This is a genomic window from Rhodanobacter sp. UC4438_H5 (assembly GCF_052978405.1).
On the sequence record NZ_CM129672.1, the window covers coordinates 472,798 to 493,447 of the forward strand.

Annotated in this window: 21 protein-coding genes; 4 read left to right on the forward strand and 17 right to left on the reverse strand. The window is 68.1% G+C overall.

Annotation, left to right across the window (positions count from 1 at the left end; genetic code table 11):
• Window positions 1–22: 22 nt before the first annotated feature.
• The 8 genes from ACVCL9_RS02145 to ACVCL9_RS02180 all read right to left on the reverse strand — a co-directional run bounded on the left by ACVCL9_RS02145 (window position 23) and on the right by ACVCL9_RS02180 (window position 10,404).
• Window positions 23–1,099, reverse strand: coding sequence for an NAD(P)/FAD-dependent oxidoreductase (locus tag ACVCL9_RS02145; RefSeq protein ID WP_447099306.1), 1,077 nt, complete (start codon window positions 1,097–1,099; stop codon window positions 23–25).
• Window positions 1,100–1,293: 194 nt separating this feature from the next.
• Entirely contained in the window at window positions 1,294–2,202 is a 909-nt protein-coding gene (locus ACVCL9_RS02150) for a cyclase family protein (protein ID WP_447099305.1), read from the reverse strand.
• A 20-nt stretch (window positions 2,203–2,222) separates the two neighbouring features.
• Complete coding sequence (locus ACVCL9_RS02155; RefSeq protein ID WP_447099304.1) at window positions 2,223–3,956, reverse strand: hypothetical protein; 1,734 nt, start codon at window positions 3,954–3,956, stop codon at window positions 2,223–2,225.
• Between the two features lie 19 nt (window positions 3,957–3,975).
• The gene (locus ACVCL9_RS02160; protein WP_168709697.1) at window positions 3,976–4,131 is read right to left on the reverse strand and encodes a hypothetical protein; all 156 of its coding nucleotides are present in this window, start codon (window positions 4,129–4,131) and stop codon (window positions 3,976–3,978) included.
• 104 nt (window positions 4,132–4,235) lie between these two features.
• Window positions 4,236–4,625: a hypothetical protein gene (locus ACVCL9_RS02165; RefSeq protein WP_136259908.1), complete on the reverse strand. Its 390-nt coding sequence runs from the start codon at window positions 4,623–4,625 to the stop codon at window positions 4,236–4,238.
• 57 nt (window positions 4,626–4,682) lie between these two features.
• Window positions 4,683–6,941 (reverse strand): toll/interleukin-1 receptor domain-containing protein, encoded by a 2,259-nt coding sequence (locus ACVCL9_RS02170; RefSeq protein WP_447099303.1) that lies wholly within the window; start codon window positions 6,939–6,941, stop codon window positions 4,683–4,685.
• 251 nt (window positions 6,942–7,192) lie between these two features.
• The gene (locus ACVCL9_RS02175; RefSeq protein WP_447099302.1) at window positions 7,193–9,610 is read right to left on the reverse strand and encodes a penicillin acylase family protein; all 2,418 of its coding nucleotides are present in this window, start codon (window positions 9,608–9,610) and stop codon (window positions 7,193–7,195) included.
• 26 nt (window positions 9,611–9,636) lie between these two features.
• Window positions 9,637–10,404 carry a phosphodiester glycosidase family protein gene (locus ACVCL9_RS02180; RefSeq protein WP_447099474.1) on the reverse strand — a complete coding sequence of 256 codons (768 nt, stop codon included), beginning with the start codon at window positions 10,402–10,404 and terminating at the stop codon, window positions 9,637–9,639.
• A gap of 169 nt (window positions 10,405–10,573) precedes the next feature.
• Between ACVCL9_RS02180 and ACVCL9_RS02185 the strand changes: the two genes are divergently transcribed.
• On the forward strand, window positions 10,574–11,062 hold the full coding sequence (locus ACVCL9_RS02185; RefSeq protein ID WP_447099301.1) for an NUDIX hydrolase: 489 nt from the start codon (window positions 10,574–10,576) through the stop codon (window positions 11,060–11,062).
• A 51-nt stretch (window positions 11,063–11,113) separates the two neighbouring features.
• On the opposite strand, the gene ACVCL9_RS02190 is transcribed toward ACVCL9_RS02185, so the two are convergent.
• From ACVCL9_RS02190 to ACVCL9_RS02210, 5 genes are all read right to left on the reverse strand, one after another.
• Window positions 11,114–11,890 (reverse strand): lipoate--protein ligase family protein, encoded by a 777-nt coding sequence (locus ACVCL9_RS02190; RefSeq protein ID WP_447099300.1) that lies wholly within the window; start codon window positions 11,888–11,890, stop codon window positions 11,114–11,116.
• Window positions 11,887–12,174, reverse strand: coding sequence for a biotin--protein ligase (locus ACVCL9_RS02195; RefSeq protein WP_395117375.1), 288 nt, complete (start codon window positions 12,172–12,174; stop codon window positions 11,887–11,889). Before ACVCL9_RS02195 ends, ACVCL9_RS02190 begins: the two co-directional genes overlap by 4 nt.
• A gap of 98 nt (window positions 12,175–12,272) precedes the next feature.
• Window positions 12,273–12,437 (reverse strand): hypothetical protein, encoded by a 165-nt coding sequence (locus tag ACVCL9_RS02200; protein ID WP_447099299.1) that lies wholly within the window; start codon window positions 12,435–12,437, stop codon window positions 12,273–12,275.
• 83 nt (window positions 12,438–12,520) lie between these two features.
• Window positions 12,521–13,408: an NAD(P)/FAD-dependent oxidoreductase gene (locus ACVCL9_RS02205; RefSeq protein ID WP_447099298.1), complete on the reverse strand. Its 888-nt coding sequence runs from the start codon at window positions 13,406–13,408 to the stop codon at window positions 12,521–12,523.
• Window positions 13,398–13,850 carry an Rrf2 family transcriptional regulator gene (locus ACVCL9_RS02210; protein ID WP_447099297.1) on the reverse strand — a complete coding sequence of 151 codons (453 nt, stop codon included), beginning with the start codon at window positions 13,848–13,850 and terminating at the stop codon, window positions 13,398–13,400. The genes ACVCL9_RS02205 and ACVCL9_RS02210 overlap by 11 nt, the downstream gene beginning before the upstream one ends.
• Before the next feature lie 51 nt (window positions 13,851–13,901).
• On the opposite strand from ACVCL9_RS02210, the gene ACVCL9_RS02215 reads away from it, so the two are divergent.
• Complete coding sequence (locus ACVCL9_RS02215; protein WP_447099473.1) at window positions 13,902–14,579, forward strand: class I SAM-dependent methyltransferase; 678 nt, start codon at window positions 13,902–13,904, stop codon at window positions 14,577–14,579.
• A gap of 144 nt (window positions 14,580–14,723) precedes the next feature.
• Here ACVCL9_RS02215 and ACVCL9_RS02220 read toward each other — a convergent pair whose 3' ends face one another.
• The 3 genes from ACVCL9_RS02220 to ACVCL9_RS02230 form a co-directional block, all read right to left on the reverse strand.
• Entirely contained in the window at window positions 14,724–15,479 is a 756-nt protein-coding gene (locus ACVCL9_RS02220) for an oxidoreductase (protein ID WP_447099296.1), read from the reverse strand.
• Between the two features lie 198 nt (window positions 15,480–15,677).
• Window positions 15,678–16,412 carry an SDR family NAD(P)-dependent oxidoreductase gene (locus tag ACVCL9_RS02225; protein WP_447099295.1) on the reverse strand — a complete coding sequence of 245 codons (735 nt, stop codon included), beginning with the start codon at window positions 16,410–16,412 and terminating at the stop codon, window positions 15,678–15,680.
• Between the two features lie 89 nt (window positions 16,413–16,501).
• Complete coding sequence (locus ACVCL9_RS02230) at window positions 16,502–17,101, reverse strand: NADPH-dependent F420 reductase (protein ID WP_447099294.1); 600 nt, start codon at window positions 17,099–17,101, stop codon at window positions 16,502–16,504.
• Window positions 17,102–17,229: 128 nt separating this feature from the next.
• Between ACVCL9_RS02230 and ACVCL9_RS02235 the strand changes: the two genes are divergently transcribed.
• On the forward strand, window positions 17,230–18,135 hold the full coding sequence (locus ACVCL9_RS02235; protein ID WP_447099293.1) for a LysR family transcriptional regulator: 906 nt from the start codon (window positions 17,230–17,232) through the stop codon (window positions 18,133–18,135).
• Window positions 18,136–18,609: 474 nt separating this feature from the next.
• Here ACVCL9_RS02235 and ACVCL9_RS02240 read toward each other — a convergent pair whose 3' ends face one another.
• On the reverse strand, window positions 18,610–19,515 hold the full coding sequence (locus ACVCL9_RS02240) for an AraC family transcriptional regulator (protein ID WP_447099292.1): 906 nt from the start codon (window positions 19,513–19,515) through the stop codon (window positions 18,610–18,612).
• 135 nt (window positions 19,516–19,650) lie between these two features.
• On the opposite strand from ACVCL9_RS02240, the gene ACVCL9_RS02245 reads away from it, so the two are divergent.
• Entirely contained in the window at window positions 19,651–20,439 is a 789-nt protein-coding gene (locus ACVCL9_RS02245; RefSeq protein ID WP_447099291.1) for a hypothetical protein, read from the forward strand.
• Window positions 20,440–20,650 lie beyond the last annotated feature (211 nt).

Consider the following 20,650-nt stretch of genomic DNA (forward strand, 5'->3'; position numbering starts at 1 on the left):
GAACGCGTGCGGGCGGGCGAGGTCAGGCCGTGGCCGCCACGCGTGGCGGCGGCTCGGCGACGACCTCATCGCGCTCGGCATCGCGCACGCCCAGGCGCCGCTGCAAGGCCGGGCTGGTGGTCGTGTACTGCAGGTTCACCTTGTCTCCGGGGTGCAGGTGCGCGTGCACGGCGAACGCGCACAGCGCGCTTTCATGGAAGCCCGACAGGATCAGCTTCTTCTTGCCCGGGTAGGTGTTGATGTCGCCCACCGCGAAGATGCCGGGCACCGAGGTCCGGAAGGTCGCCGGGTCCACCACCAGTTGCTGGCGTTCCAGCGCCAGTCCCCATTCGGCGATCGGCCCCAGCGCCGGATGCAGGCCCCAGAACACCAGCAGGTGCGAGGCCTCTATGCGCTGGACCATGCCGCTGCGCGTGCGTACGCGCACCTGCGCCAGTGCGTCGTTCGCCGTTTCCAGGCCGACGATGTCGCCTTCGCAGAACTGCATGCGCCCCTCGTCGCACAAGGCCTGCATGCGTGCCACGCTGGCCGGCGCCGCGCGGAAGGTCGACGAGCGATGCACCAGCACCACGCTGCGCGCGCGCTCGACCAGCTCCAGCGCCCAGTCCAGTGCCGCGTCGCCGCCGCCGGCGATCACGATGTCCTGGTCGTCGAACAGCGCCGGCCGGGTCACCTTGTAGTGCAGCGTGCGGCCCACCAGCGGCGCGGCTTCCGGCAGGTTCAGCGTGCGCGGTGCGAACGCGCCCAGGCCACCGGCGATGATCACCGCGCTTGCGTCGAACGCCAGCCCGCCGCTGGTCTGCAGGCGGAAGCGACCGTCCTGCATGCGTTCCAGCGAGGTGACGGTGTGGCCCAGGTGGAACTGCGGCGCGAACGGCCGGATCTGCTGCTGCAGCCGCGCGATCAGCTCGCGCCCGCTGCACACCGGCACCGCCGGGATGTCGTAGATCGGCTTGTCCGGATACAGCTCGATGCATTGCCCGCCGGCATGCGGCACGGCATCGACCACGTGCGCATCCAGCCCGAGCAGGCCCAGCTCGAAAACCTGGAACAGGCCGACCGGGCCTGCGCCGATGATGACGGTGTCGCAGCTGATCATGGATCGCGCCCGCTTGTGGACAGGGCGGATCATGCGCGTGCGCCACGCGCTCACGCTTGACTGTGGTCAACTTGGCCCGGGTGGCCCATGCGGTCGAATGTCGCGCCGGCATTGACGCACGCCGCGCGACGGGGTGCCTCCGCGATCAGTCGAGTTCCGGCGGCGCACAGCGCTGCCGCATGCCGCCGGTTACCTCAACCCAGGCGTGCCCACGCCCGCACCGGGAACGTGCCCATGCCTGCCATGCGCATCGGCACGGCGGAGAAGTGCAGCTTCTCGGCGGGCAGCATGGCGAGTGAGGCGAGGTTCTCGACGATCGGGATGCCGGCGGCCAGCAGGATCGAGTGGGCGGGGCGTTGCGGGTCGTCGGTGTCGTCGATGTTGAGCGCGTCGATGCCGACCAGCACCGCGCCGTGATCGCGCAGGTACTCGGCGCCGTCGCGGCTGAGGAAAGGTTGCGCCTGCAGGTAGGCACTGGTGCCCCAACGGGCGGCCCAGCCGGTATCGAGCAGTACGGCGCGCCCGCGCACGTCCAGTGCCGCGAGCGCGGCGCGGTCGATGCTTCGACCGCGCATGCCCTGCAGGTGGATGACCACGGCATCCACGTCGGCGATGTCGCCGAGCGGCAGCTGGGCGACGTCGGCGGCGCCGGGGTAGCGGTGGGAGGGTGCGTCGATCGCGGTACCGCAGTTGGCCACCATGTCGATGCGCGCAATCTGGAACGTCACGCCCTCGGCGTAGCGGCCGATGCTGGCCTGGTGGCTGAGATGGTCCGACACGCGGGGCGCGGGCAGACCGGGGTAGACCTCCTCGCCGCTGTGCACGACGTGGGCGAGGTCGATCAGGTCCGGCCGGACGGCGTTGCCCGGCGCGGCTTGCGGCTGGCGCTTGTGACGTTCGCGGATGATCGACTTGTTGAGGATGCGCACGGCGCCGACCATCAGCAACCGCATGTCGCGCACGATGTAGTCGGCCAGCGCCGCGTCGTCGATGTCGTCGCCGTCGATGTCGAGCCGGAATCCCTGGCCCTGGATGCCGCCGCCGTTGGAGAAGTCGACTTCGAAGTCGAAACAGGCGCGGCATTCTTCGGTGGATCGACTCATGTGGTTTGCTCCGGTCTCGCCTACATTCTCCCGTGTTCCAGCGGTCGCTGGCGATGCATCAGGGCCCATTCGGCGTGTTCGGCCAGGGCGGCCTCGCCCAGCGCGTGGAGGATGGCGCGTTGCTCGGTGGCGTTGCTGGTCAGTGCCAGCGCCTTGCGCGCCTCGTCGAAGATGCGTTGCATGAAGCGGTATTGCTTGATGAGTTCCTTGTCGGCCTTCTTGAACGCATAAGCCTCGCGCACGGCGGCGAGGATCGACAGTACGCCCATGATGACCACCAGCGTGTTCTTGGTATCGGCGGCCAGGCGGTGTGCGAGCGCCGCCAGCACGATGCTGATGCCGATGCCGGCAAGCAGGCTGGAGAAGCCCAGCATTTCGGTAAAGCGATGCTGGCGCGTGCGCTGCGCGGCCTTGCTGCGGAAGTAGTCCACCTGGCCACCATGCGCGTCGTCGCCGACCCATTCGCTGATGACCTCGCGCAACTCGCTCTCCGGGTTGCCGCTGTCTGGCACGCGGTAGAGTGCGGCGCTGCGCATCACGTTGCGCGTCCAGCCAAGCTCGATGTCCTGTTTCTGCATGAAGCTGTCCTGCGCAAACTCGGGATCGCCGGTGAGCGAGATCCCGGCGCGGCGCCAGTAGCCTTGCACGCGCAGACCTTCCGCCAATGCCCGGTAATCCAGGTATTTGCGATGCCAGCCGCGGCGCCTGGCGAGCGTGGCCACCCATACGCCGCCGGCGAACAGCAGCAGGAATACGTAGATGAAGTCGTCCTGGTCGGGCAGGTTGTCGTAGATCGTGAAGGCGATGGCCATGATTGCTGCCAGCGTGTAGAGGGTCCGCATCGCCAGCAGCACGCGCTGGCGGAAGTGCACCGCCAGCCAGTCCGCTGCGCGAAACAGGGCCGCCTCCGGTCGCGCCAGCGTCGCGGTGTCGCTCGATGCCTTATCGGTAGCGGCGCTGCAGTGGATCTCGCTGCGGTATTTCAGGCAATCTGCGTCGAACTCGGCCATGCGCGCGAAAGTCTGGTGGAACATCGCAGGCATCGGCACGTCGGGCAATGAAACTTCGGTCTGCGTGCGCCACAGCAGCTGCCCTGGCTGCAGTGGCGGGAGCGGCGCGCCGTCGTCGGTATCGCGCGAGCAGACGATCTGGCAGACCAGCCGCTCGTCGCCGCTGCCCAGCAGGTGATGACGGCTGCCGCGGCGGCGCTCGGTCAGGCCCGGCATCACGCCGCTGAGAAAGAACTCCGCCACCTGGGCGGTACCGCCGAGCCGGGTCGACGCTTTGCCGTCCCAGATCGCCAGCAACAGATGGCAGTGCCGCGCAATGAACACGCCGGCCCGTCCGTACTGCCGATCGCGCTGGGGGCCAGGATTGCCGATGCCGCGGGGGGTGCTGTCCGGCAGCAGCGGCAGCTCGATCACCCGGGCACGCGCGGCGAGCGCATCGAAACGGTCGCGGGTGGCCGCGTGGTGGAAGTCCTCGACATAGAGTTCGCGCGGCAACGGCAGCGGCGCGATCAATCGCGCGCCGAGCGCCAACGCCTCTTCCGCCACCAACTGGTCGCCGCCCTCGGCCAGCGCGGACAGCACCACCAGCGGCAGCGCGGGAAAATCGCGCTGCAGTTGCGCCAGGAATTCCCGCACGCGGCGCCGCACCAGGTCGACTTCGCGGGCGGGAATGTTGCGGTGGCTGGTGACGCCGATCACCAGCGGTACGCTGGCAGGTGCGAGGGGGCAAGATCGATGTTCCATGCGAGGCACTGGGTTAGTGTCAGAGGTTCTTGATCTGTGGGTTGGTCGTTGTGTTCGGCGAGAGCGTGCCCAACTGTTCCACGTTCTGGTCGGAGTCGCGGTTGCTATCCTGGGTCTGGTCGTCTGGCTGCGGTTCGGCCGGGATGTTCTGATTGTCTTTGCTGGTCTTTGGCATGATGGTCTCCAGGCTTGACTGGTATGCGATGTTGCCGTTCGGATCGAGGTACCCTTGGCATTGCTTCCTCGCTGTCCCTGCGCCAAAGCGCCTGCATGGTGGCGCTACAGGTTCTTGATCACCGGATTCGTCGTGGTGGCCGTAGGCAGCGTGCTGATGGTCGAGTATGGGGCGCCATTGATCGTCGCGCAGAGCTGGTAGATCCACTCGCCGCTCGAGCTGGTGCTGTCGTTGGCATCGGTGATGGTGATCTTGTCGCCGTTGTTCGCGAGTTGCGCCTGACCGAACACGCCGGATGGAGGCGATTGGATCCAGGCGAACCCGGGATGGGTCGGATCGCTGATCGCATTGAATGATCCCGGGCTCACGCCGGGGCCGCTCAGGTGCCAGGTGATCGTCACCGACTGGCCGTGGGCGATCTGGTTTCCGTTACCCGACTGGTCGACGTCGAGGCTGCCGTTTTTCAGTGTCACCTCAAGTGTTACGTTGGGCATGTCGTACTCCTGCAGGGATCGATGGGCGGCGTGGAAGGCGGGCCGCAGCGCCTTGATTCAGGGCTTCGGGTGCGGCGTGCGCACCGCTGCCGTGACGGGCGCCGGAGTGCTGGCGTCGACCTGCATGATCTGCGCGATGCGCGTCGCGAAGGCGGGGTTTTCCGGGTAATCCACGCGGGCACGCCGCAGGATCGCCAGCAGCGCCGGGTCGCGGTAACCGGCATTCCAGAGGCGCTCGATCAGCAGCCTTGCTTCGGCATTTTTCTGCAGGCCAAGCAACGCCTCGACCTGCAGCGCGAGCAGGCGCGGATCGTCCTTGCCGTCCTTCACCGATTGGCTCGCCTCCCATGCCTCCTCGCGCAGCCGTCGTGTCGCTGCTGCGTCGCTGGCGGTGTCGGCGAGCAGCAGCTTCGCGGACAGCGTATCCAGCACCAGGCCGCGGTCATCCGGTTCCTTGGCGAGTAACGGTTGCAGGATGTTCATGGCGACCTGCACCTGCGCCTGCGCCGCCGCGGACTGTCCGCCGGCAAATGATTGCGCGGCCTGCTCGCTGCGTGCCGCGGCGTCAATCTGCTGCCATGTAACGTTTGCTGGATCCTGTCGAGTGAGCCTGGACAGGATGGCCAGCGCTTGTGCGGCCAGCGTCCGTGCCGCCGGCAGGTCCCCGTGCAGGCGTTTCAGGCGGCTCAATTGCACGAGATAGAGCGCCGATTTTGCCTGAAAGCCGGTTTGCGTCGGCGCGATCGCGATCAGCTGGGCGGCGATGTCGACCGCCTGCTGGAGGTCGCGGATGCCCGCGTCGACGTCGCCGGTCAGGGCCAGCGTGCGGCCTAGGATCGCGCGCACCCGCAGCATGTTTTCGCGCTGGTCATTGTTCTTGGGGTCGGCGGCGGCAAGCCGGGTTTCGATCGCGTCGTCGGCGTGGTACTCGGCGATCGCCTCTGCCAGATCGCCACGCTGCAAGGCCAGCTTGCCGAGATTGTTGTGTGCAATCCCCAATGCAGCCGACCAATCAGTGTTGACGGGATTGGCCGCGACCAACCCGCGACCCAGTGCCAACGCGTTCCGGTAGGCGCTGGCGGCGGCGGCCGGCTGCCCGCGTGCTTCCAGCACGTGACCGATATTGCTGTTGACGTTCAGCAGTTCGAACTTCAGCGACAGGTCATTGCCGGCACGCGCCTGTGCCTGCTGCAGCACGTTCTGCGCGGATTCGAAATCCCGCCAGGCGGCGTCCAGCTTGCCCTGATACCAGTCGGTCATGCCGACGAAGGACCACGACCGGGCATGGGCGACCTGCCGCGCCGCGTCGCCGGGTGCTTCCTCGGCGAGGCGCCCGGACAGCTGCAGGGCTGCCCGATACGACTCCATCGCGCCGGACAGGTTGCCTTGATCCAGGCGCACGCTGCCGATCTTCTCCAGTGCCTTGGCGCGCTGCTCCAGGGTCTCGTCGGTGACATCCGTGGCCGGCAGCGACTGGAAGTAGGCCATCGCTTTGTCGTCGACGCTCTGCATGATGTCCAGCCGGGCTGCTTGCGCCAGCTTGTCGTTCAGATCGCCGAGCATGAACCCGACCAGCGCCTCGGCCTGCTTCTGCCGGCGCTGGGCGGCCTGGCTGGCCTCCACCGCGGCGTGGCGCGAAACGATGGCGAGGACCGCCAGCGTGGTGGTCACCGTCATCACGGTCACTGCCAGTGCCGCCACCATCGTCATCCGCCGCGCGCGCCGCCGCAGCTCGCGCTGCTTGAGCATGTCGAAGCCCACGCCGAGCATCCCGGCGATCAGTTTCAGCTTGGCGTTCGCCTTGCCGTCCTTGTCCGGGCGGGCGTCGGCGGCGATGGGCTCGGCGCGTTGCGTGGCGAGCAGGCCGGTGGCGTCGAGCTCGAAGCGCAGCGCGGGGGCGAAACATTCCTCCGCCTCGCGGCCGGGCAGGTCGCTGGCGTTCGGTTCGCCGTCCACGATCAGGCAAAGGATCCGCTCGTCACGACCGAGGCGCTTGTACGCCAGCACTTCCTCGCTCACCCAGTGCGACGCCGCCGAATGCGGCGAGCAGATCACGATCAGGTTGGCGGATTGCTCCAGCGCCTCGATGATCTTGCGGCCGAGGTCGTGCGCGCTCGCCAGTTCGTCGCGGTCGCGGAAGATCGGCGTGAGGCGTCTGGGGATGGGGCCGGTCGTGGTGATCTGCCCGACCAGGCGTTTCGGCACCGCATAGGTTTCCAGCGCCTTGTGGAGCCAGTCGGCCCAGGTCTTGTCCTGGTGGCTGTAGCTGATGAAGGCGTAATACCGGAACCCTGGTGATCCCGTGCCCTGCGTCATGACATCCGGCACTCCCGTGCCTGGTCATGCAGTCCCTTGCGGGTTGTCCCCGCGTCGAGACGGCCGGCAGCAGCTCAATCACTACCGTGTCGGTGGTCTGTGCGTCGGCGCAACATAGCACCAATCATGAGAACTGCGTCACACTTTTCGGCACGCCGCGCCGGGTGGCGGGGTGGCGGGAGCCATGCCGCCCCGCGGGGGCGACGCGCCGGACCTGCGAGGCCCGGGCGCCCGGGCATGCGAGGTCGTGGTCAGCCGGCTTCCGGTTGCAGCGTCAGCGTGTGCGTGGCCTGGCCCGGCAGCAGCGGAGTGGGACGCCCCTGAACCCAGTCCTGGTGCCCTGCGCCGAAGAACGGCGAGAGCGGGTTGTCGCTCTGGCCGCCGGGCATTTCCAGAATGCCGCGGTCTTCGTGGCCGGGGGAGACGTCGAGCCGTTCGGAGGCGCCGAAGCCCGGTACCGCCACGCGCGGCATGTTGTGGTCGCCGGGCAGCGGCTGGTCGGGCATGTCGATGAAGCGGGCCAGCCATGCGGGCAGGGCGGCGGCCAGCGGATGCCTGATGTCGCTGCGATTGATCTCGCCCCAGTGGCGCGCGGCGAGGCCGCCGGGTTGCCGGTCGAGCTGCCGCGCCACCTGGAGCGCGGAGTCGGTGAGCAGGGCAGGCCAGTCGGGATACTTCGGATCGAGCAGCCAGTCGGGTCGCGCGTGGATCAGCATCCACACCGCCGCTTCCGGGCTGTGCTCGCCGGGCCAGCGGAAATCCGCATGGCGTTGTTTCACCCGCGCGACGAACGGCGCCAGCACCGCCTGGCTGACCTGTGTGCGGAAAGCGCGCACCAGCCGGTAGTCGACGCTGTCGACGGCGGCGCGGCCGCGCCAGTGGCGGGTGAGCCGGCTCATTTGCTGCAGCAGCGGGTCGTGGCTGTCGGCCAGTGTGCGTTGCAGCAGCGCCTGCCAGCGGGTGAGGAACAGCGCGTGGTCGTCGAGCTGGATGTCGAGCAGGTCGCCGGGGGTGAAGCTGGCGCGCGCGTGCAGGTCGTCGCGGATCTGCTGCGCGCGCGCGCCGAGATCGTGCCCGCCGTTGCCGAGCAGGCTCAGCGCGGCGCCGTCGACGGTGCGGTTGTTGGCGGTCCACAGTCTGCCGTCGGCGGGATTCTCGATGCGCGGGTACTGCGCGGGCGCGGCCCAGCCCTGCCAGCCGATGCCGGACGCGGACCAGTCCGACGGCAGCAGCGGGTCGATGCCCACGCGCAGCGGGATGCTGTTGCCGGCGATGGTCCAGCCGATGCTGCCGCTGCTGTCGGCCACCAGCAGGTTCTGCGGCGGCATGCCCAGGGTGGGTGCGAGCTGCAGCGCGTCGGCCACGTTTGCCACTTGCTCCATCCGCAGCAGGCCGAGGTTGTAGCTGCGTGGCTGTTGCGCGATCCAGGCCAGCGCCAGCGGCGTGCCGTCGGTGTCGGTGGCCATGATCGGGCCCCAGCGGGTGTCCTCCACTTTCAGGATGGTGTCGGGCTGGCCCTTGACCTGGATGTGCTCGTCGTGGGTTTCCAGCGTGGCCCAGCCGTCAGGCACCTTGTAGCGCGTGGAATCGGCCGGATCACGCCGCACGCGCACCCAGTCGGCCCAGTCGCCGTAGCTGTTGGTGAAGCCCCAGGCGACCTGGCCGTTGGAGCCGGCGATGATCGCCGGCGTGCCGGGCAGGCTGACGCCGTTGACGTCGCGCCGGCCGTGCGGTGCGCCGGCGTCGGGATAGCGCAAGCGGGCGCGGAACCAGATGTTGGGTACGCGCAAGGCCAGGTGCATGTCGTTGGCCAGCATTGCCGCGCCGTTGCCGGTGAGCCACCCGGCCACGGCGAAGTTGTTGCTGCCGGGGCGTGGCGCATCCAGCGCGGGTGCCACCGCGGCGGCCAGGCCCGCGGTGGCCGCATTGGCCGGCAACTGGCGCAGGTCCAGCACGTCCGCGCCGGGCACCACTGGCGAACGCGACAAGCGCCCGCGCAGCGGCGCCTCCCAGTCGGGGTCGGGCGCGAGCAGGAAATCCACCAGCGATGCCGGCAGCACGTCGCGCATCTGGGCAATGCGCAACTCGCGCTCGTTGCGCCCGCCGCTGTTGAGGTCCAGGTACATCGCCGCGATGACCAGGGCGCTGTCCTGCGGCTGCCACGGCTGCGGCTGGCTGCCCAGCAGCAGGTATTCCCACGGCCGCACGCGCAGGTCGGCCAGCCCCGCGTTGACGCCGGCGGCGTAGCGGCGCAGCACGTCCTTCTGCGCCGGCGGCATCGCGGCCCATGCCGCGTCGACCACCGCGCGCAGGCGATGGCGGCGATGGTCGAGATCCACCGGCAGCGCCGCCGGCCCCACCAGCGCGGCCAGCTCGCCCGCGCTCGCGCGGCGCATCAGGTCCATCTGGAAAAAGCGCTCCTGTGCGTGCACGTAACCCATCGCCCAGGTGACATCGGCGCGGTTGCCGCCTTCGATGGTGACCGTGCCCAGCGCGTCGCGGCTGATCGTCACCGGCGCCTGCAGCGCCGCCACCGCGCGCGTGCCGTCGAGCCGCGCGCGACCGCCGGCGAGCAGCCACCACGCCGCGGCGAAGGCAACCAGCAGCAAGGCCAGCAGGCTCGCCAGGACGGCGCGTGCGATGCGCCAGGAGCGTGAGGTCAAGGGCATGTCGTCATGGGGTGGGTGGTCACGGATCAAGGCTTGGCGAACACGGCAAAGATGCCGGCGTACGGCTTGACCATGAAGGCCGGCGCGCCGGCGTAGCCCGCGCCGTCCACGTAGATCTGCGAGATGCTGCCGTCCAGGTACAACGCATCGCGGCAATGCAGCTTGTCGCGGAACAGCCGTCCAAACGTGTGGAAGTTCACCGGCGCCTCGCTCACCGCGAATACCACCTCGTGCGGCGACGGCGCGCACACGCCGCTGCGCCACTTGAGGCTGGCCGAGTCGTCGATGAACTGCTCGTTGAGCTTGCCGTCGATCAGCAGCATCGGGCCGGACTGGGTCGCCGTCCGCACCGCCTTGTCGTCGGCCTTGAACGCCGCGCTGGTGCGCACCGCGGCATGGCCGTCCGGGTAGATCGCGAACACGCCATTGGGCAGCAGCGAGAAATTGCCCGATGCGGGATTGCCGTGGACCAAGTTCAGTGGCACCAGCGTCCTGCCGTCCTCCACGTACAGGCCCAGCGGCGCAAACTTGTGGTCGTAGATGCCGGCATTGGCCGCGAACAGCAACCGTTGGCCATGTGCCTCGCCCCACTGGCGCAGGCTCTCGACGCTGCCGAACGGCTGGCCATCCTGCGGATTGCGCCAGTGCAGGCCCAACTGTTCGCGCTTGAGGTTGATGTGCACGACCCGGTACTGCTGCCCGGCAAACGCCACCTCGTCGCTGTCCAGCGCCCGCGCCTTCGACGTGCAGCCGGGCAGGGTGAGCAGCAGGCCGAGCAACACCGCGGCCGGCATCCAGCGGCGGCGGTTTCGGGCGGTCGAGTGGCATGGGATGCGGAAAGTCATCCCCTGATGGTCGCGGCGCAGCGGCGATCGTGCAACCCCGCGCGCGCAACGTTCTCCCGCCGTGGGTCCGGCGCGTCGCCATTCGCCGTTAAACTCGGGTTTTTGCCGCGAGAGCGCGATGCCCTACACGCCGATCGTCGCCACCCTGGGTTACGTGTTGTCGCCGGATCGCAGGCAGGTGCTGATGATCCACCGCAACACGCGGCCGGACGACCAGCACCTGGGCAAGTACAACGGGCTGGGCGGCAAGATGGAGCCGGGGGAGGACATCGCCACCTGCATGCGGCGCGAGATCCGCGAGGAGGCCGCGATCGAGTGCGAGTCGATGCGCCTGCGCGGCACTCTGAACTGGCCCGGCTTCGGCAAGCACGGCGAGGACTGGCTGGGCTTCATCTTCCTGATCGACGCGTGGCGCGGCACGCCGCTGCAGGGCAATCACGAAGGCGCGCTGGAATGGGTCGCGCGCGCGCGGCTGCTGGAGCTGCCGATGTGGGAGGGCGACCGCCATTTCCTGCCGCTGGTGTTCGACGACGACCCGCGGCCGTTCCACGGCGTGATGCCGTACAAGGACGGCCGCATGCAATCCTGGTCGTTCAGCCGGTTCTGAAGCGCGCGTAGGGCGGGCACTGCCCGCCGACTCTCGCCGGTGGCGCGACGTCTACGCCACGTCGGCCAGCCACGCCTGGCTGGAGAACCGCTCGCGCGCCAGCGCTTCGGCGCGGGCCAGCTCGCCGGCGCGCAGGACGTCGTCGGCGAGTCCGTGGCGCTGGCGGAAGGTGGCGATCATCTGCTCGATCACCGCCTCGCGCGGCAGGCCGGTCTGGCTGCGCAACGGGTCGACCCGCTTGGCTGCGCTGGTGGTGCCCTTGTCGGACAGTTTCTCGCGGCCGATGCGCAGCACGTCGAGCATCTTCACCGCGTCGATGTCGTAAGCCATGGTGACGTGGTGCAGCACCGCGCCGCCGCGATGCGCCTGCGCGGCGCCGGCGATCTTGCCGCCTGCGGAAGTGATGTCGTTGAGCGGCTGGTACCACGCCTTGATGCCCAGCGTGGCCAGCGCCTCGATCACCCACTCGTCCATGCACGCATACGCCTGCTGGAACGACAGGCCCTTGATCAGCGACAGCGGCGCGCAGATCGAATAGGTGATGGTGTTGCCCGGCTCGATGAACATCGCGCCGCCGCCGGAGATCCGCCGCACCACCTCGATGCCGTGGCGCCGCGCGGCTTCCATGTCGACCTCGTTGCGCAGCGACTGGAAGCGGCCGATCACCACCGCCGGGGAGGCCCACTCCCAGACGCGCAAGGTCGGCGGACGATGCCCGGCGCCCACCTCGTGCACCAGCACGTCGTCCAGTGCCATGTGCAGGCTGGGCGATTGCGGCGTGGTGTGGATCAACTGCCAGTCGTGGTCACGCCATTCGCTGCGCATCATGCGGCATCTCCATCCACGGCACGGCGCACGGCAATCGCGATCGCCTGCGCGGAAAGGCCATACATCATCACATCGTCCGCCAGCCCGTGCTGGATGGCGGTGGCGAGGGCAGCCTCGTCGGCATCCTGCGGCCGGCCTTCCAGCGCCCGGTTGATCGCGTGCAGCGCGCTGTCCGGCTCCAGGAAGAAATCCCCGCTCACCTGCACGCCGGCAAGCCGGCCGTCGCGAACCTCCAGGTCGACCACCACCAGCTTGCCGCCGGGCATCTTGTATTCGCCGTGCATGGGCGCGTTCCGCGTATCGTCTGGACAGACGTGCAGTTTGCCTCGTTGTCGGCACCGATGCCAAAGACGGCGACTTCAGACCGCCGTCTTTGTGGGTTTCAGCGTATTTCCAGCTTCAGCACCCGGGCGATCGATTCCCGGGGAACGTATTTGCGGTTCCGGTTCTGCGTGGGCCGCACGTTGCGGCCGTCCTGGGCGATCATCGCGCCGTGCTCGAAGCCGGGGCCCGGCATGGCGGCAATGTCCGTGTCTCCGACGAGCATGTGCAGGCCGTGCCTCGGGATCGGCTCAATCGGGCGCTGGAAGAACCCGCTTCGTGAGTTGCCGTCCAGGGTTTGGACGTTGGCTACGACCCCGGCCACACCAGCGAGCGGTGAATCTGCGCGCCGGCCCAGGCGCCGTCGCCCACCGCAAGCGAAACCGAGTGCGGGATCTTCGCGGCGTCACCGCAGGCGAACACGCCCGGCACGGTGGTCTCCCTGGTTTCGCCGGTGGATATCTGCAGGCCCATCGGCGTCTCGACCAGTTCGCAACCGAGCTGTGCCGCGATCGGCGTCGAGGGTTCGTTCCGCGGCGCGGTGAACAGGCCGGCGAAGCTCACGCGTCGTCCGTTGGTGAGCACGACGTCGGCGTCTGCGTCGATCCGCACGATTCGCGTCGCTTCGACCGTCACGCCGCGGCGCGCCAGTTCCCGCGCGGCAGCCTCGTCGAGTTCGAACGTACCGTTGGGGAAGAACGTGGTGTTTCCCCACTCCGGCAGCAGTTGCGCCTGATGGATCGACATCGGCCCTGTCGCGATGACGCCGATGCGGCCCTGATCCAGTTCATAGCCGTGGCAATACGGGCAGTGGAAGATGCTCCTGCCCCAGCGCTCGGCCAGGCCGGGGATTTCGGGCAGCCGATCCGACACGCCGATCGCCAGCAGCAAACGCCTGGCTGAATACGTGGTGCCGCCACAGGCCACCTGGAAGTCGTCCCTCGTGCCGGTTGCTTGCTCGACCTCGCCATCCAGCCAGGTCAGCGTGGGATACGCGTGCAGTTGCTCGCGGGCAACGCGGGCCAGTGCGGCGGGATCGATGCCGTCCTGGCCCAGGAATCCGTGGGAATGACTGGCGCTGCGATTGCGTCGCTTGCCGCCGTCGATGATGAGCACGCTGCGGCGCGCCCGCAGCAGCTGCAGGGCCGCGGCCATGCCCGAGTAGCTGCCGCCGATGATGATCACGTCATGCTTCATGCCGGTGCCTCGACCGACGGGCGCCATGGCGGCGCGCGAAATCCGCGGCCAGCGCGGCCAGGGTGACCGACTCGAACCGCTGCAGCAGCAGTGCCTCGGCGTCGGCGAAGGCGGTGTCCAGCGCCGCATTGATCGCCTGCTCGACGAGGCATTCGGGATGTTCATTCCGGTTGCCCACGGCGAACAGTGCAGGCTCGCCCAGCGCTTCGTGCAACTGGCGCAGCGTGACCTTGGAGAGATCCGCCGAAATGCGCCAGCCGCCGGCGTGTCCGCGATCCGCCGTGACCAGGCCGGCCTCGCGCAGCAGGCCCATGGTGCGGCGGACCACCACCGGATGCGTGCCAAGGCACTGCGCCAGCGCATCGGACGTCATCGGCGCATCGCACTCGGCCATGTGCAGCAAGGCATGGAGTACGGCGGAAAGTCGGCTGTCTCGTTTCATGTAACAAACGATGTTACGTTAGTGCCTCCATGTCAAGCGGGCGAGGGCAGCATGTCTTCTTTCAACGATCCCCAGGCGGTGGCGCGATACACGGACGGGCCGCTGCGCCAGGTGCCCGGATTGCATGCGCTCCACCAGATGACCGGCCTGCTCCTGCACGAGCACGTGCCCTCCGATGGGCGCGTGCTGGTGCTCGGCGCCGGTGGAGGTCTTGAGCTCAAGGCCTTTGCCGAGACCTACCCGCACTGGCGTCTGCTCGGCGTCGACCCGTCGGCGCCGATGCTGGAATTGGCCGTCCAGACGCTGGGGCCGCTGGCGCCGCGGGTGGAGTTGCTGGAGGGCACCATCGATGCGGCTCCGGCCATCGAATTCGACGGCGCGGTTTGCCTGCTGACCATGCACTTCCTGTCCGTCGACGAACGCTTGCATGCGCTGCGCGAGCTGAGGCGCCGATTGAAACCCGGCGCCCCGCTCGTCATGGCACACCACAGCGTTCCCGATGCACGGGACGAAAAGCTGCGCTGGCTTGGCAGGCACGTGGCTTTCATGACTTCAAACGGCATGCCGGTGGCAACCCCGGCCGCCACGATCGAAGCGATGGCCAGCCGTCTCCCGCTGCTTCCCCCCGAAGCCGAGGTCGACTTGCTGGAGCAGGCCGGCTTCGAGCGACATGAGCTGTTCTATGCGGCTTTCACGTTCAAGGGATGGGTGGCGTATGCGGCTTCGTGAAAATCCTCCAACCTCATGCCTCGATCGGCAAAGGCTTGCGCGACAGACAGGCCGCGTGGATGCCGGGCCTCATCGTCTTGCCGGCCGGCAGCCATTCGATCGGGTCGCCGCGGGCGCACCGAATCCGGCGGGAAGCCAGATGCGTCAGCGCGCGGTCATGCCGCCATCCACGCGGTAATTCGCGCCGGTCAGGAACTTGCCGCGATCCGACACGAGCAGCGCCACGACTTCGGCGATGTCCTCGGTGGCGCCGATGCGGCCAAGCGGCAGAAGCTGCAGCCACGCGTCCGTGGAAAATCCCGGCGTCGTCCTGGCGAACTCGTCGGAGCCCGGCGTGGCGATGACGCCGGGCGACACGACGTTCACGCGGATTGCCGGCGCCACTTCCAGGGCGAGCGTGCGCGAGTAGTACTCGAGCGCCGCCTTTGCAGCGCCGTAGTGAGCAAAGGCGCCGAACGGCATTGCCGCCGCCGCCGAGGATATGTTCACGACGGCTGCAACCTTCGAGTCCCGAAGCGCGGGGAGGACGGCGTTGGTGAGGCGGATCGCGGCGAAGAGGTTGAGCTCGAGGCTGTCGTGCCATGCCTCGTCGGGAATCGTCGAGGACCCTTCCAGAAAAGCGCGCGCACCGCCCGCGTTGTTCACGAGGATGTCGAGGCCGCCGAGCGCCGCGATCGCCTGTGTCGCGATCGCCTCCACGCCTTCGCTAGTGGCGACGTCGCCGGATACGAACGTTGCCCCGGCGGGCATGTCGTCGTCGCGCTTGCGTGCGGCGACCACGACCTTGGCGCCGGCATCGAGAAGGCGCTGCGCGATCGCCGCGCCGATGCCGCGTGTGCCTCCGGTGACCAGGGCACGGCGGCCGGCAAGTTCTTTCGGGAAATCGGATGGGTTGGACATGGGATGTTCCTTGGTAGAGGTCGATGTTCATCGCGCCGTGATCCGGCCCGCGGGGTGGTCACGATCGTGTCGTGATCGCCCGGCATCGCTCACGGCTCCTTCTTGAATTTCGAATAGGTCGTGGAAAATCAGTGGGGCGGATGACTCGCGTCAGCGCTTCTGAAAAGCTCGTGGTGAATGCCGGCCGGGCCTGGCGCGTCAGATCTGCGCCAGCCCGCCATCGACGGCGAGCTCGCTGGCGGTCATGAAGCCGCTGTCCGACGACGCGAGAAAGGCCGCCGCCGCCCCGATCTCCGCCGGTTCGGCCATGCGCTGCAGCGGGTTCATCGAGGCGAACACCTTCATGCCTTCCTCGCCCACCGCGGCCTTGGCCAGTTCGGTCGCCGTCGGCCCGGGCGACAGCACGTTGACCCGGATGCCGGTGCCCTTCAGGTCCTGCGCGAAGGTCTTGGCGAGGTTGCGCACGGCGGCCTTGCTCGCGCTGTAGACGCCGAACGCCGGGGCGCCGGTGGTGCCGGCGCTCGATCCGGTCAGGATGATCGAGCCGCCCGGGCCCATCAGCGGCAGTGCCTTCTGCACCGTGAAAATCGTGCCCTTCACATTGGTGTCGAAGGTTTCGTCGATGTGTTCGGCGGTGATCTCGCCCAGCGGAAGCAGGCTGCCCGTCCCGGCGTTGGCGAACACGATGTCGAGCGTTCCGCGCTCGGCCTTCACCGTTGCGTAAAGCCGGTCGAGATCGGTCGGGTCCGAGACCGAACCCTGCACTGCGCGGGCGTTGGGGCCGAGTTCGGCCACCGCGGCGTCGAGCGCTTCCTGCCGACGGCCGTAGATGAAGACGAAGGCGCCGTCCTCGATGAAGCGCTTTGCCGCCGCGCGGCCGATGCCGGTGGCGCCGCCGGTGATCACCGCGGTCTTTCCATGCAACTTGCTCATGTCATGAATCCTGGATGGGGTTGCAACTGCCGAAGCAGTGATGGGGATGGCGCGCCGATCGCGATCCTTGTCGCGATGGCCGTACGCGCTCAGGGCTGCTGCTTGAACAGGTCCTGGAAAATCAGCGGGCCCCAGACGCGGCCGCGTGCCTGCACCAGGGTGCCGCCTTCGTCGAACCTGCCGAGGTTGACGGGGGCGAAGCCGAGTCGCTTGGCAAGGTCCGCCACTTGCGCGGTGGCCGCTTCGTCGTCGCCCGACAGGAACACCACCCGGTGGCCGCCCTGGACGTTCGGGTCGGTGGTCAGCGTGCGCGCCAGCAGGTGATTGAAGCCCTTGACGAACCTGGCGCCGGGGAACGACCTGGCGGCGAAGGCAGAGGAGGGGAGGCCGTCGAGCGTTTCGACGGGGGCATTCGTGTTCATCGCGTCGATGATCGTCTTGCCCTTCCAGTCCGGAAGCGCCTTGCCGACGTCCTGGTGCGCCTCGAACAGCACCGCCAGGATGATCACGTCCGCCTTGACCGCTTCCTGCAATGTCCGGGGGATAACCTTGGGGCCGATCGCCTGCGCTTGGGGCAACAGGGCTTCGGGCGGCCGCCGACTGGCGACCGTGACCTCGATGTCGTTGCGAGCGAACGCGCGGGCTAGGGCCTGGCCTATGGAACCGAAACCGATGATGGCGTAGCTCATGGGGATGATCCTTCTTGAGTGGAGTGATCCGGCCTGTTCGAGCCGGTTGCCCCACCTATCTGGGTCGCTTGACGCATCAATCCAATTGACGAAATATCGCTTGATACGATCTATTTTCTGGATAACCGATGCTCGACAACGTCACCATCAACCAGCTGCGTGCGTTCGTTGCGGTGTGCGACCAGGGCAGCTTCTCGGGTGCCGCGCGCAAGCTCGCGCGGGCGCAGTCGGCCATCAGCCACGCGATCAAGGCGCTGGAGAGTGCGTTCGACGTCGAGCTGTTCGAGCGCAACACGCGCAAGGCCCAGCTCACCGCGGCGGGGCGCAGCCTTCTGCCGGACGCCCGGGCGGTGATCTCGCGTACGGAGGAAATGAAGAACCGCGCCGGCGCGATCGCCAAGGCCGGCGTGCCGCAGGTATCGGTGGCGGTCGACGCCTACTTCCCGCGCGCCCACCTGGTCGACGGCTTGCGCACGCTGCAGGAAGAGTTTCCGACCGCCGCGATCAACCTGCGCATCACCACCATGCAGGGCGGCGAAAAGCTGGTGCTCGAAAAAGTGTGCGCGCTGGCCGTCACCATCAACGACGTGCCGGAAGTGAACCCGCAAGCCATCGAACGCCACTGGCTGCGCGAGGAGGAGATGGTGACGGTATGCGCGCCGTCCTATCCGCTCGCTTCGACACCCAAACCCATCCCGGTGGACGAGTTTGGCCGATACATACAGGTCATCGTCACGGACAACCAGCCCGGCGCCGAAGAGAGCCAGCAGGGTGTAGCCGGCAAGCGCCAGTGGCTGGTCAACGACCTGGGCGCCAAACGCGACCTGCTCAAGGCCGGCCTCGGCTGGGGACACTTGCCACGGCACCTGGTCAGCGAGGATCTGGCAAGCGGAGCGCTCGTCGAGCTTGAGCGTCGCGCCTGGCACATGGGCCCGCTGACGTTCGTGATCTCGCAGCGCCGGGGGCACGATTTCTCGCCGTGCGAGTTGCGGCTGATCGAGTTGCTCGGGAAACCTCGGCGTTCGCTCGTTTGAAGAAGTGGGAGAAAAGTGTCGGGGGCAATGCGCGACGGATGATGAGGGGCGGAATGGCAGGTTGAGGCCAATCAAAGGAGACCTGGTGAGCTGGCCCGGGTTTGACTGACCCTCTCGGACCGCACGCAGGGTGCCGAGCGAGAATTGCACGTCGAAGTCATGCATTTTCCTGAAGCCCGCGGAGCTCCCGCTTTCCGCGGCCGATCCCGGTGCCGAGTCGGTGCTGCCCATTGATGCCGAGGAGGTTTCCATCTGCCTGGAACAGGCACTGCCTGCCTTGACCTGGTCATCCGCTACGGATGCATCCGGGGAAGTGGGCGAGGGCCGGGTGGAATTTTCCCGACCCGGTGAGCATGCGACCCGGTCACTGGCGCCGCACTGCTCGCGTCGCTCGGACTGCACCCCGCTGGTACGGCGGCTGTGCGATCAGTTCGGTTGGGTTGCCTTTGACGAGTCGCCCCTGCTGTTCAAGCCTCACCGTCCACCCCCGGCACCGGGTTGAGGGAGACGTGGCTCATTGCCTTTTTCAGCTCCCCCATTCCGCAACCACGCGCGCGGCGACATGCCCACAGACTGGGTGAAAACCCGCGACAGTGACGACGCGTTGCGATAGCCGAGCTGCAGGCTCGCCGTTTTCAGCGAAGCGCCTTGGCGAAGCAGGGCCTGCGCGACGGCAACGCGCCATTGCGTGAGGTATTCGACCGGCGTGTGGCCGACGTGCTGCTTGAAGGCGGCGGCAAATGCACTGCGCGACATGCCGGCGGTCTCGGCCATGGCGGCCAGCGACCAGTCTGCGCCGGGCTGCTCGTGGATCGCGGTCAGTGTGCGCGCCAGCTTCGGGTCCGACAGGCCGGTCAGCATGCCCGGCGGCAGTTTCGCCTCTGCGGGATGGTCGAGCAGCCAGCGCAGCAGTTGCAGCACCAACACGTCGAACAGGCGGTCGGCCAGCAGGCGCTGGCCGCAGCGTACCCGCTCGGCTTCCGCGAACAGCAGCGCCAGCGTCTGCTCCAGGCCGTCCACCGCCCGCAGCGGCAGCACCAGCAGCGGCGGCAGGGCGCGCGCCAGCGGATGCCGCGCGCCGCCATCGAAATCAAGCGTGGCGCAGACGAAATCCGAACCCTCGGCCGGCGGGTTGTGGAAGCTGTGCGCCAGCGGGCGCGGGTAGAACAACAGGCTCGGTTCGGCCACCTCGATGCGGCGCGGCACACCGCTGCGCGGGCGATGCGTCACCACCAGTTCGCCCCGTCGCAACACGTGCAGGAAACCCCGTCCCGGCCGGGCGTCGAATTGCGCCAACCCGCACAGCGCCCCGGCATGAAACAGGTGCGCCCGCACGTGGAAGCGCTCCATCAGTGACGACAAGCGGTCGAGGGTAGCCATGGTTTGCTTCCGCATCCTGGACGATCAGTGGTATTTCATGGACAAAATAACACCTGTGGAGAGCGCTCCGGGGCGACGCTGGCCCCACGTCGCCAAGCATCCGCCAAGGCGGCACATCCCCGATGAGGAGTCGCCATGTCCACACACTCGCCGTTGCATCCACGTCAGCCGCTCGGCACCCGCGCGCGTCTTGCCATCGCCGTGGCACTGCTGCTGGGCGGTTCGGCCAGCTTCGCCCATGACGGCACCACGCACGCTGGTGGCATCGCCAGCGCACCGGCCAAAGCCGTGCAGGCACCGTTCGACATCGTGCATACCAGGGTCAGCACCGAGGGAAACATCGCCACGTTTCACATCGCCGTATCCGGCAAGGCCGGCGACAGCAAGCCGGTGAAGACCGGCAAGCTCGCCGGCAGCAGCGTGTTCTCCTACGTGTGGCCGACCACGCTCGATCCCTACCTGGTCGGCTTCGAGCATGGCAGCGGCATTCTCGCGTTCGCGGTCACTGCGCATCCCGACTTCGACGACACCCCGCTGTTCGACGAGAACGGCGATGGCGACCCCGGCAATGATGGCAACCTGTGGCACTCGCACTGGGTGGTGCTGCAGCCCGACGACGCCTGCGGCAAGGGCGCGCTGAAGGTGGTCGACATCGCCGAGGGCAGCAAGCCGCGACTGCCCAGGACCTGGCCAGGCCTGCCGATCCTGATCGACAGCCCCGGCTGGAGCCCCGTCTTCGACGACCACTCGCTGGAGGTGCGGGTGCCGTTCGACGACATCGGCGCCGTCGACGCCGCCGGTTTCGACGGTGTCACCGCCGCCTTGCGCGTCAACGCCAGCGTGCACGATCCGCTGCTGTGCGTTGTCGACGTGTTCAAGGTGGCCTCGGGCGACTTGTCACGACCGGGCAGGGTCAATCGCTGATCGGGGAGGGGCGGCGGCTGGCTGTTCTGTCGTACGCGGTGCGCCTCGTCTCGCGCATCGGCCAGCCGCCCTGACCCTCCGCCGACGTATTCCGCCAAGCAGGTGATTCGCGCGACTGCGTGGTGTGGCGGTGAGGGGGTGAGACGGACGCGCTTCGCCTCGACGGCCGCGGGGAGTACCGTGCATCGCATCGGCTGCGTCGCCAGCCATC

What these genes read in the sequence shown, in the direction of transcription:
- ACVCL9_RS02145 (WP_447099306.1), bottom strand. Translation starts at nt 1,099, where the DNA reads ATGATCAGCTGCGACACCGTCATCATCGGCGCAGGCCCGGTCGGCCTG.
- ACVCL9_RS02150 (WP_447099305.1), bottom strand. Translation starts at nt 2,202, where the DNA reads ATGAGTCGATCCACCGAAGAATGCCGCGCCTGTTTCGACTTCGAAGTC.
- ACVCL9_RS02155 (WP_447099304.1), bottom strand. Translation starts at nt 3,956, where the DNA reads ATGGAACATCGATCTTGCCCCCTCGCACCTGCCAGCGTACCGCTGGTG.
- ACVCL9_RS02160 (WP_168709697.1), bottom strand. Translation starts at nt 4,131, where the DNA reads ATGCCAAAGACCAGCAAAGACAATCAGAACATCCCGGCCGAACCGCAG.
- ACVCL9_RS02165 (WP_136259908.1), bottom strand. Translation starts at nt 4,625, where the DNA reads ATGCCCAACGTAACACTTGAGGTGACACTGAAAAACGGCAGCCTCGAC.
- ACVCL9_RS02170 (WP_447099303.1), bottom strand. Translation starts at nt 6,941, where the DNA reads ATGACGCAGGGCACGGGATCACCAGGGTTCCGGTATTACGCCTTCATC.
- ACVCL9_RS02175 (WP_447099302.1), bottom strand. Translation starts at nt 9,610, where the DNA reads ATGCCCTTGACCTCACGCTCCTGGCGCATCGCACGCGCCGTCCTGGCG.
- ACVCL9_RS02180 (WP_447099474.1), bottom strand. Translation starts at nt 10,404, where the DNA reads ATGCCGGCCGCGGTGTTGCTCGGCCTGCTGCTCACCCTGCCCGGCTGC.
- ACVCL9_RS02185 (WP_447099301.1), top strand. Translation starts at nt 10,574, where the DNA reads ATGCCCTACACGCCGATCGTCGCCACCCTGGGTTACGTGTTGTCGCCG.
- ACVCL9_RS02190 (WP_447099300.1), bottom strand. Translation starts at nt 11,890, where the DNA reads ATGATGCGCAGCGAATGGCGTGACCACGACTGGCAGTTGATCCACACC.
- ACVCL9_RS02195 (WP_395117375.1), bottom strand. Translation starts at nt 12,174, where the DNA reads ATGCACGGCGAATACAAGATGCCCGGCGGCAAGCTGGTGGTGGTCGAC.
- ACVCL9_RS02200 (WP_447099299.1), bottom strand. Translation starts at nt 12,437, where the DNA reads ATGCTCGTCGGAGACACGGACATTGCCGCCATGCCGGGCCCCGGCTTC.
- ACVCL9_RS02205 (WP_447099298.1), bottom strand. Translation starts at nt 13,408, where the DNA reads ATGAAGCATGACGTGATCATCATCGGCGGCAGCTACTCGGGCATGGCC.
- ACVCL9_RS02210 (WP_447099297.1), bottom strand. Translation starts at nt 13,850, where the DNA reads ATGAAACGAGACAGCCGACTTTCCGCCGTACTCCATGCCTTGCTGCAC.
- ACVCL9_RS02215 (WP_447099473.1), top strand. Translation starts at nt 13,902, where the DNA reads ATGTCTTCTTTCAACGATCCCCAGGCGGTGGCGCGATACACGGACGGG.
- ACVCL9_RS02220 (WP_447099296.1), bottom strand. Translation starts at nt 15,479, where the DNA reads ATGTCCAACCCATCCGATTTCCCGAAAGAACTTGCCGGCCGCCGTGCC.
- ACVCL9_RS02225 (WP_447099295.1), bottom strand. Translation starts at nt 16,412, where the DNA reads ATGAGCAAGTTGCATGGAAAGACCGCGGTGATCACCGGCGGCGCCACC.
- ACVCL9_RS02230 (WP_447099294.1), bottom strand. Translation starts at nt 17,101, where the DNA reads ATGAGCTACGCCATCATCGGTTTCGGTTCCATAGGCCAGGCCCTAGCC.
- ACVCL9_RS02235 (WP_447099293.1), top strand. Translation starts at nt 17,230, where the DNA reads ATGCTCGACAACGTCACCATCAACCAGCTGCGTGCGTTCGTTGCGGTG.
- ACVCL9_RS02240 (WP_447099292.1), bottom strand. Translation starts at nt 19,515, where the DNA reads ATGGCTACCCTCGACCGCTTGTCGTCACTGATGGAGCGCTTCCACGTG.
- ACVCL9_RS02245 (WP_447099291.1), top strand. Translation starts at nt 19,651, where the DNA reads ATGTCCACACACTCGCCGTTGCATCCACGTCAGCCGCTCGGCACCCGC.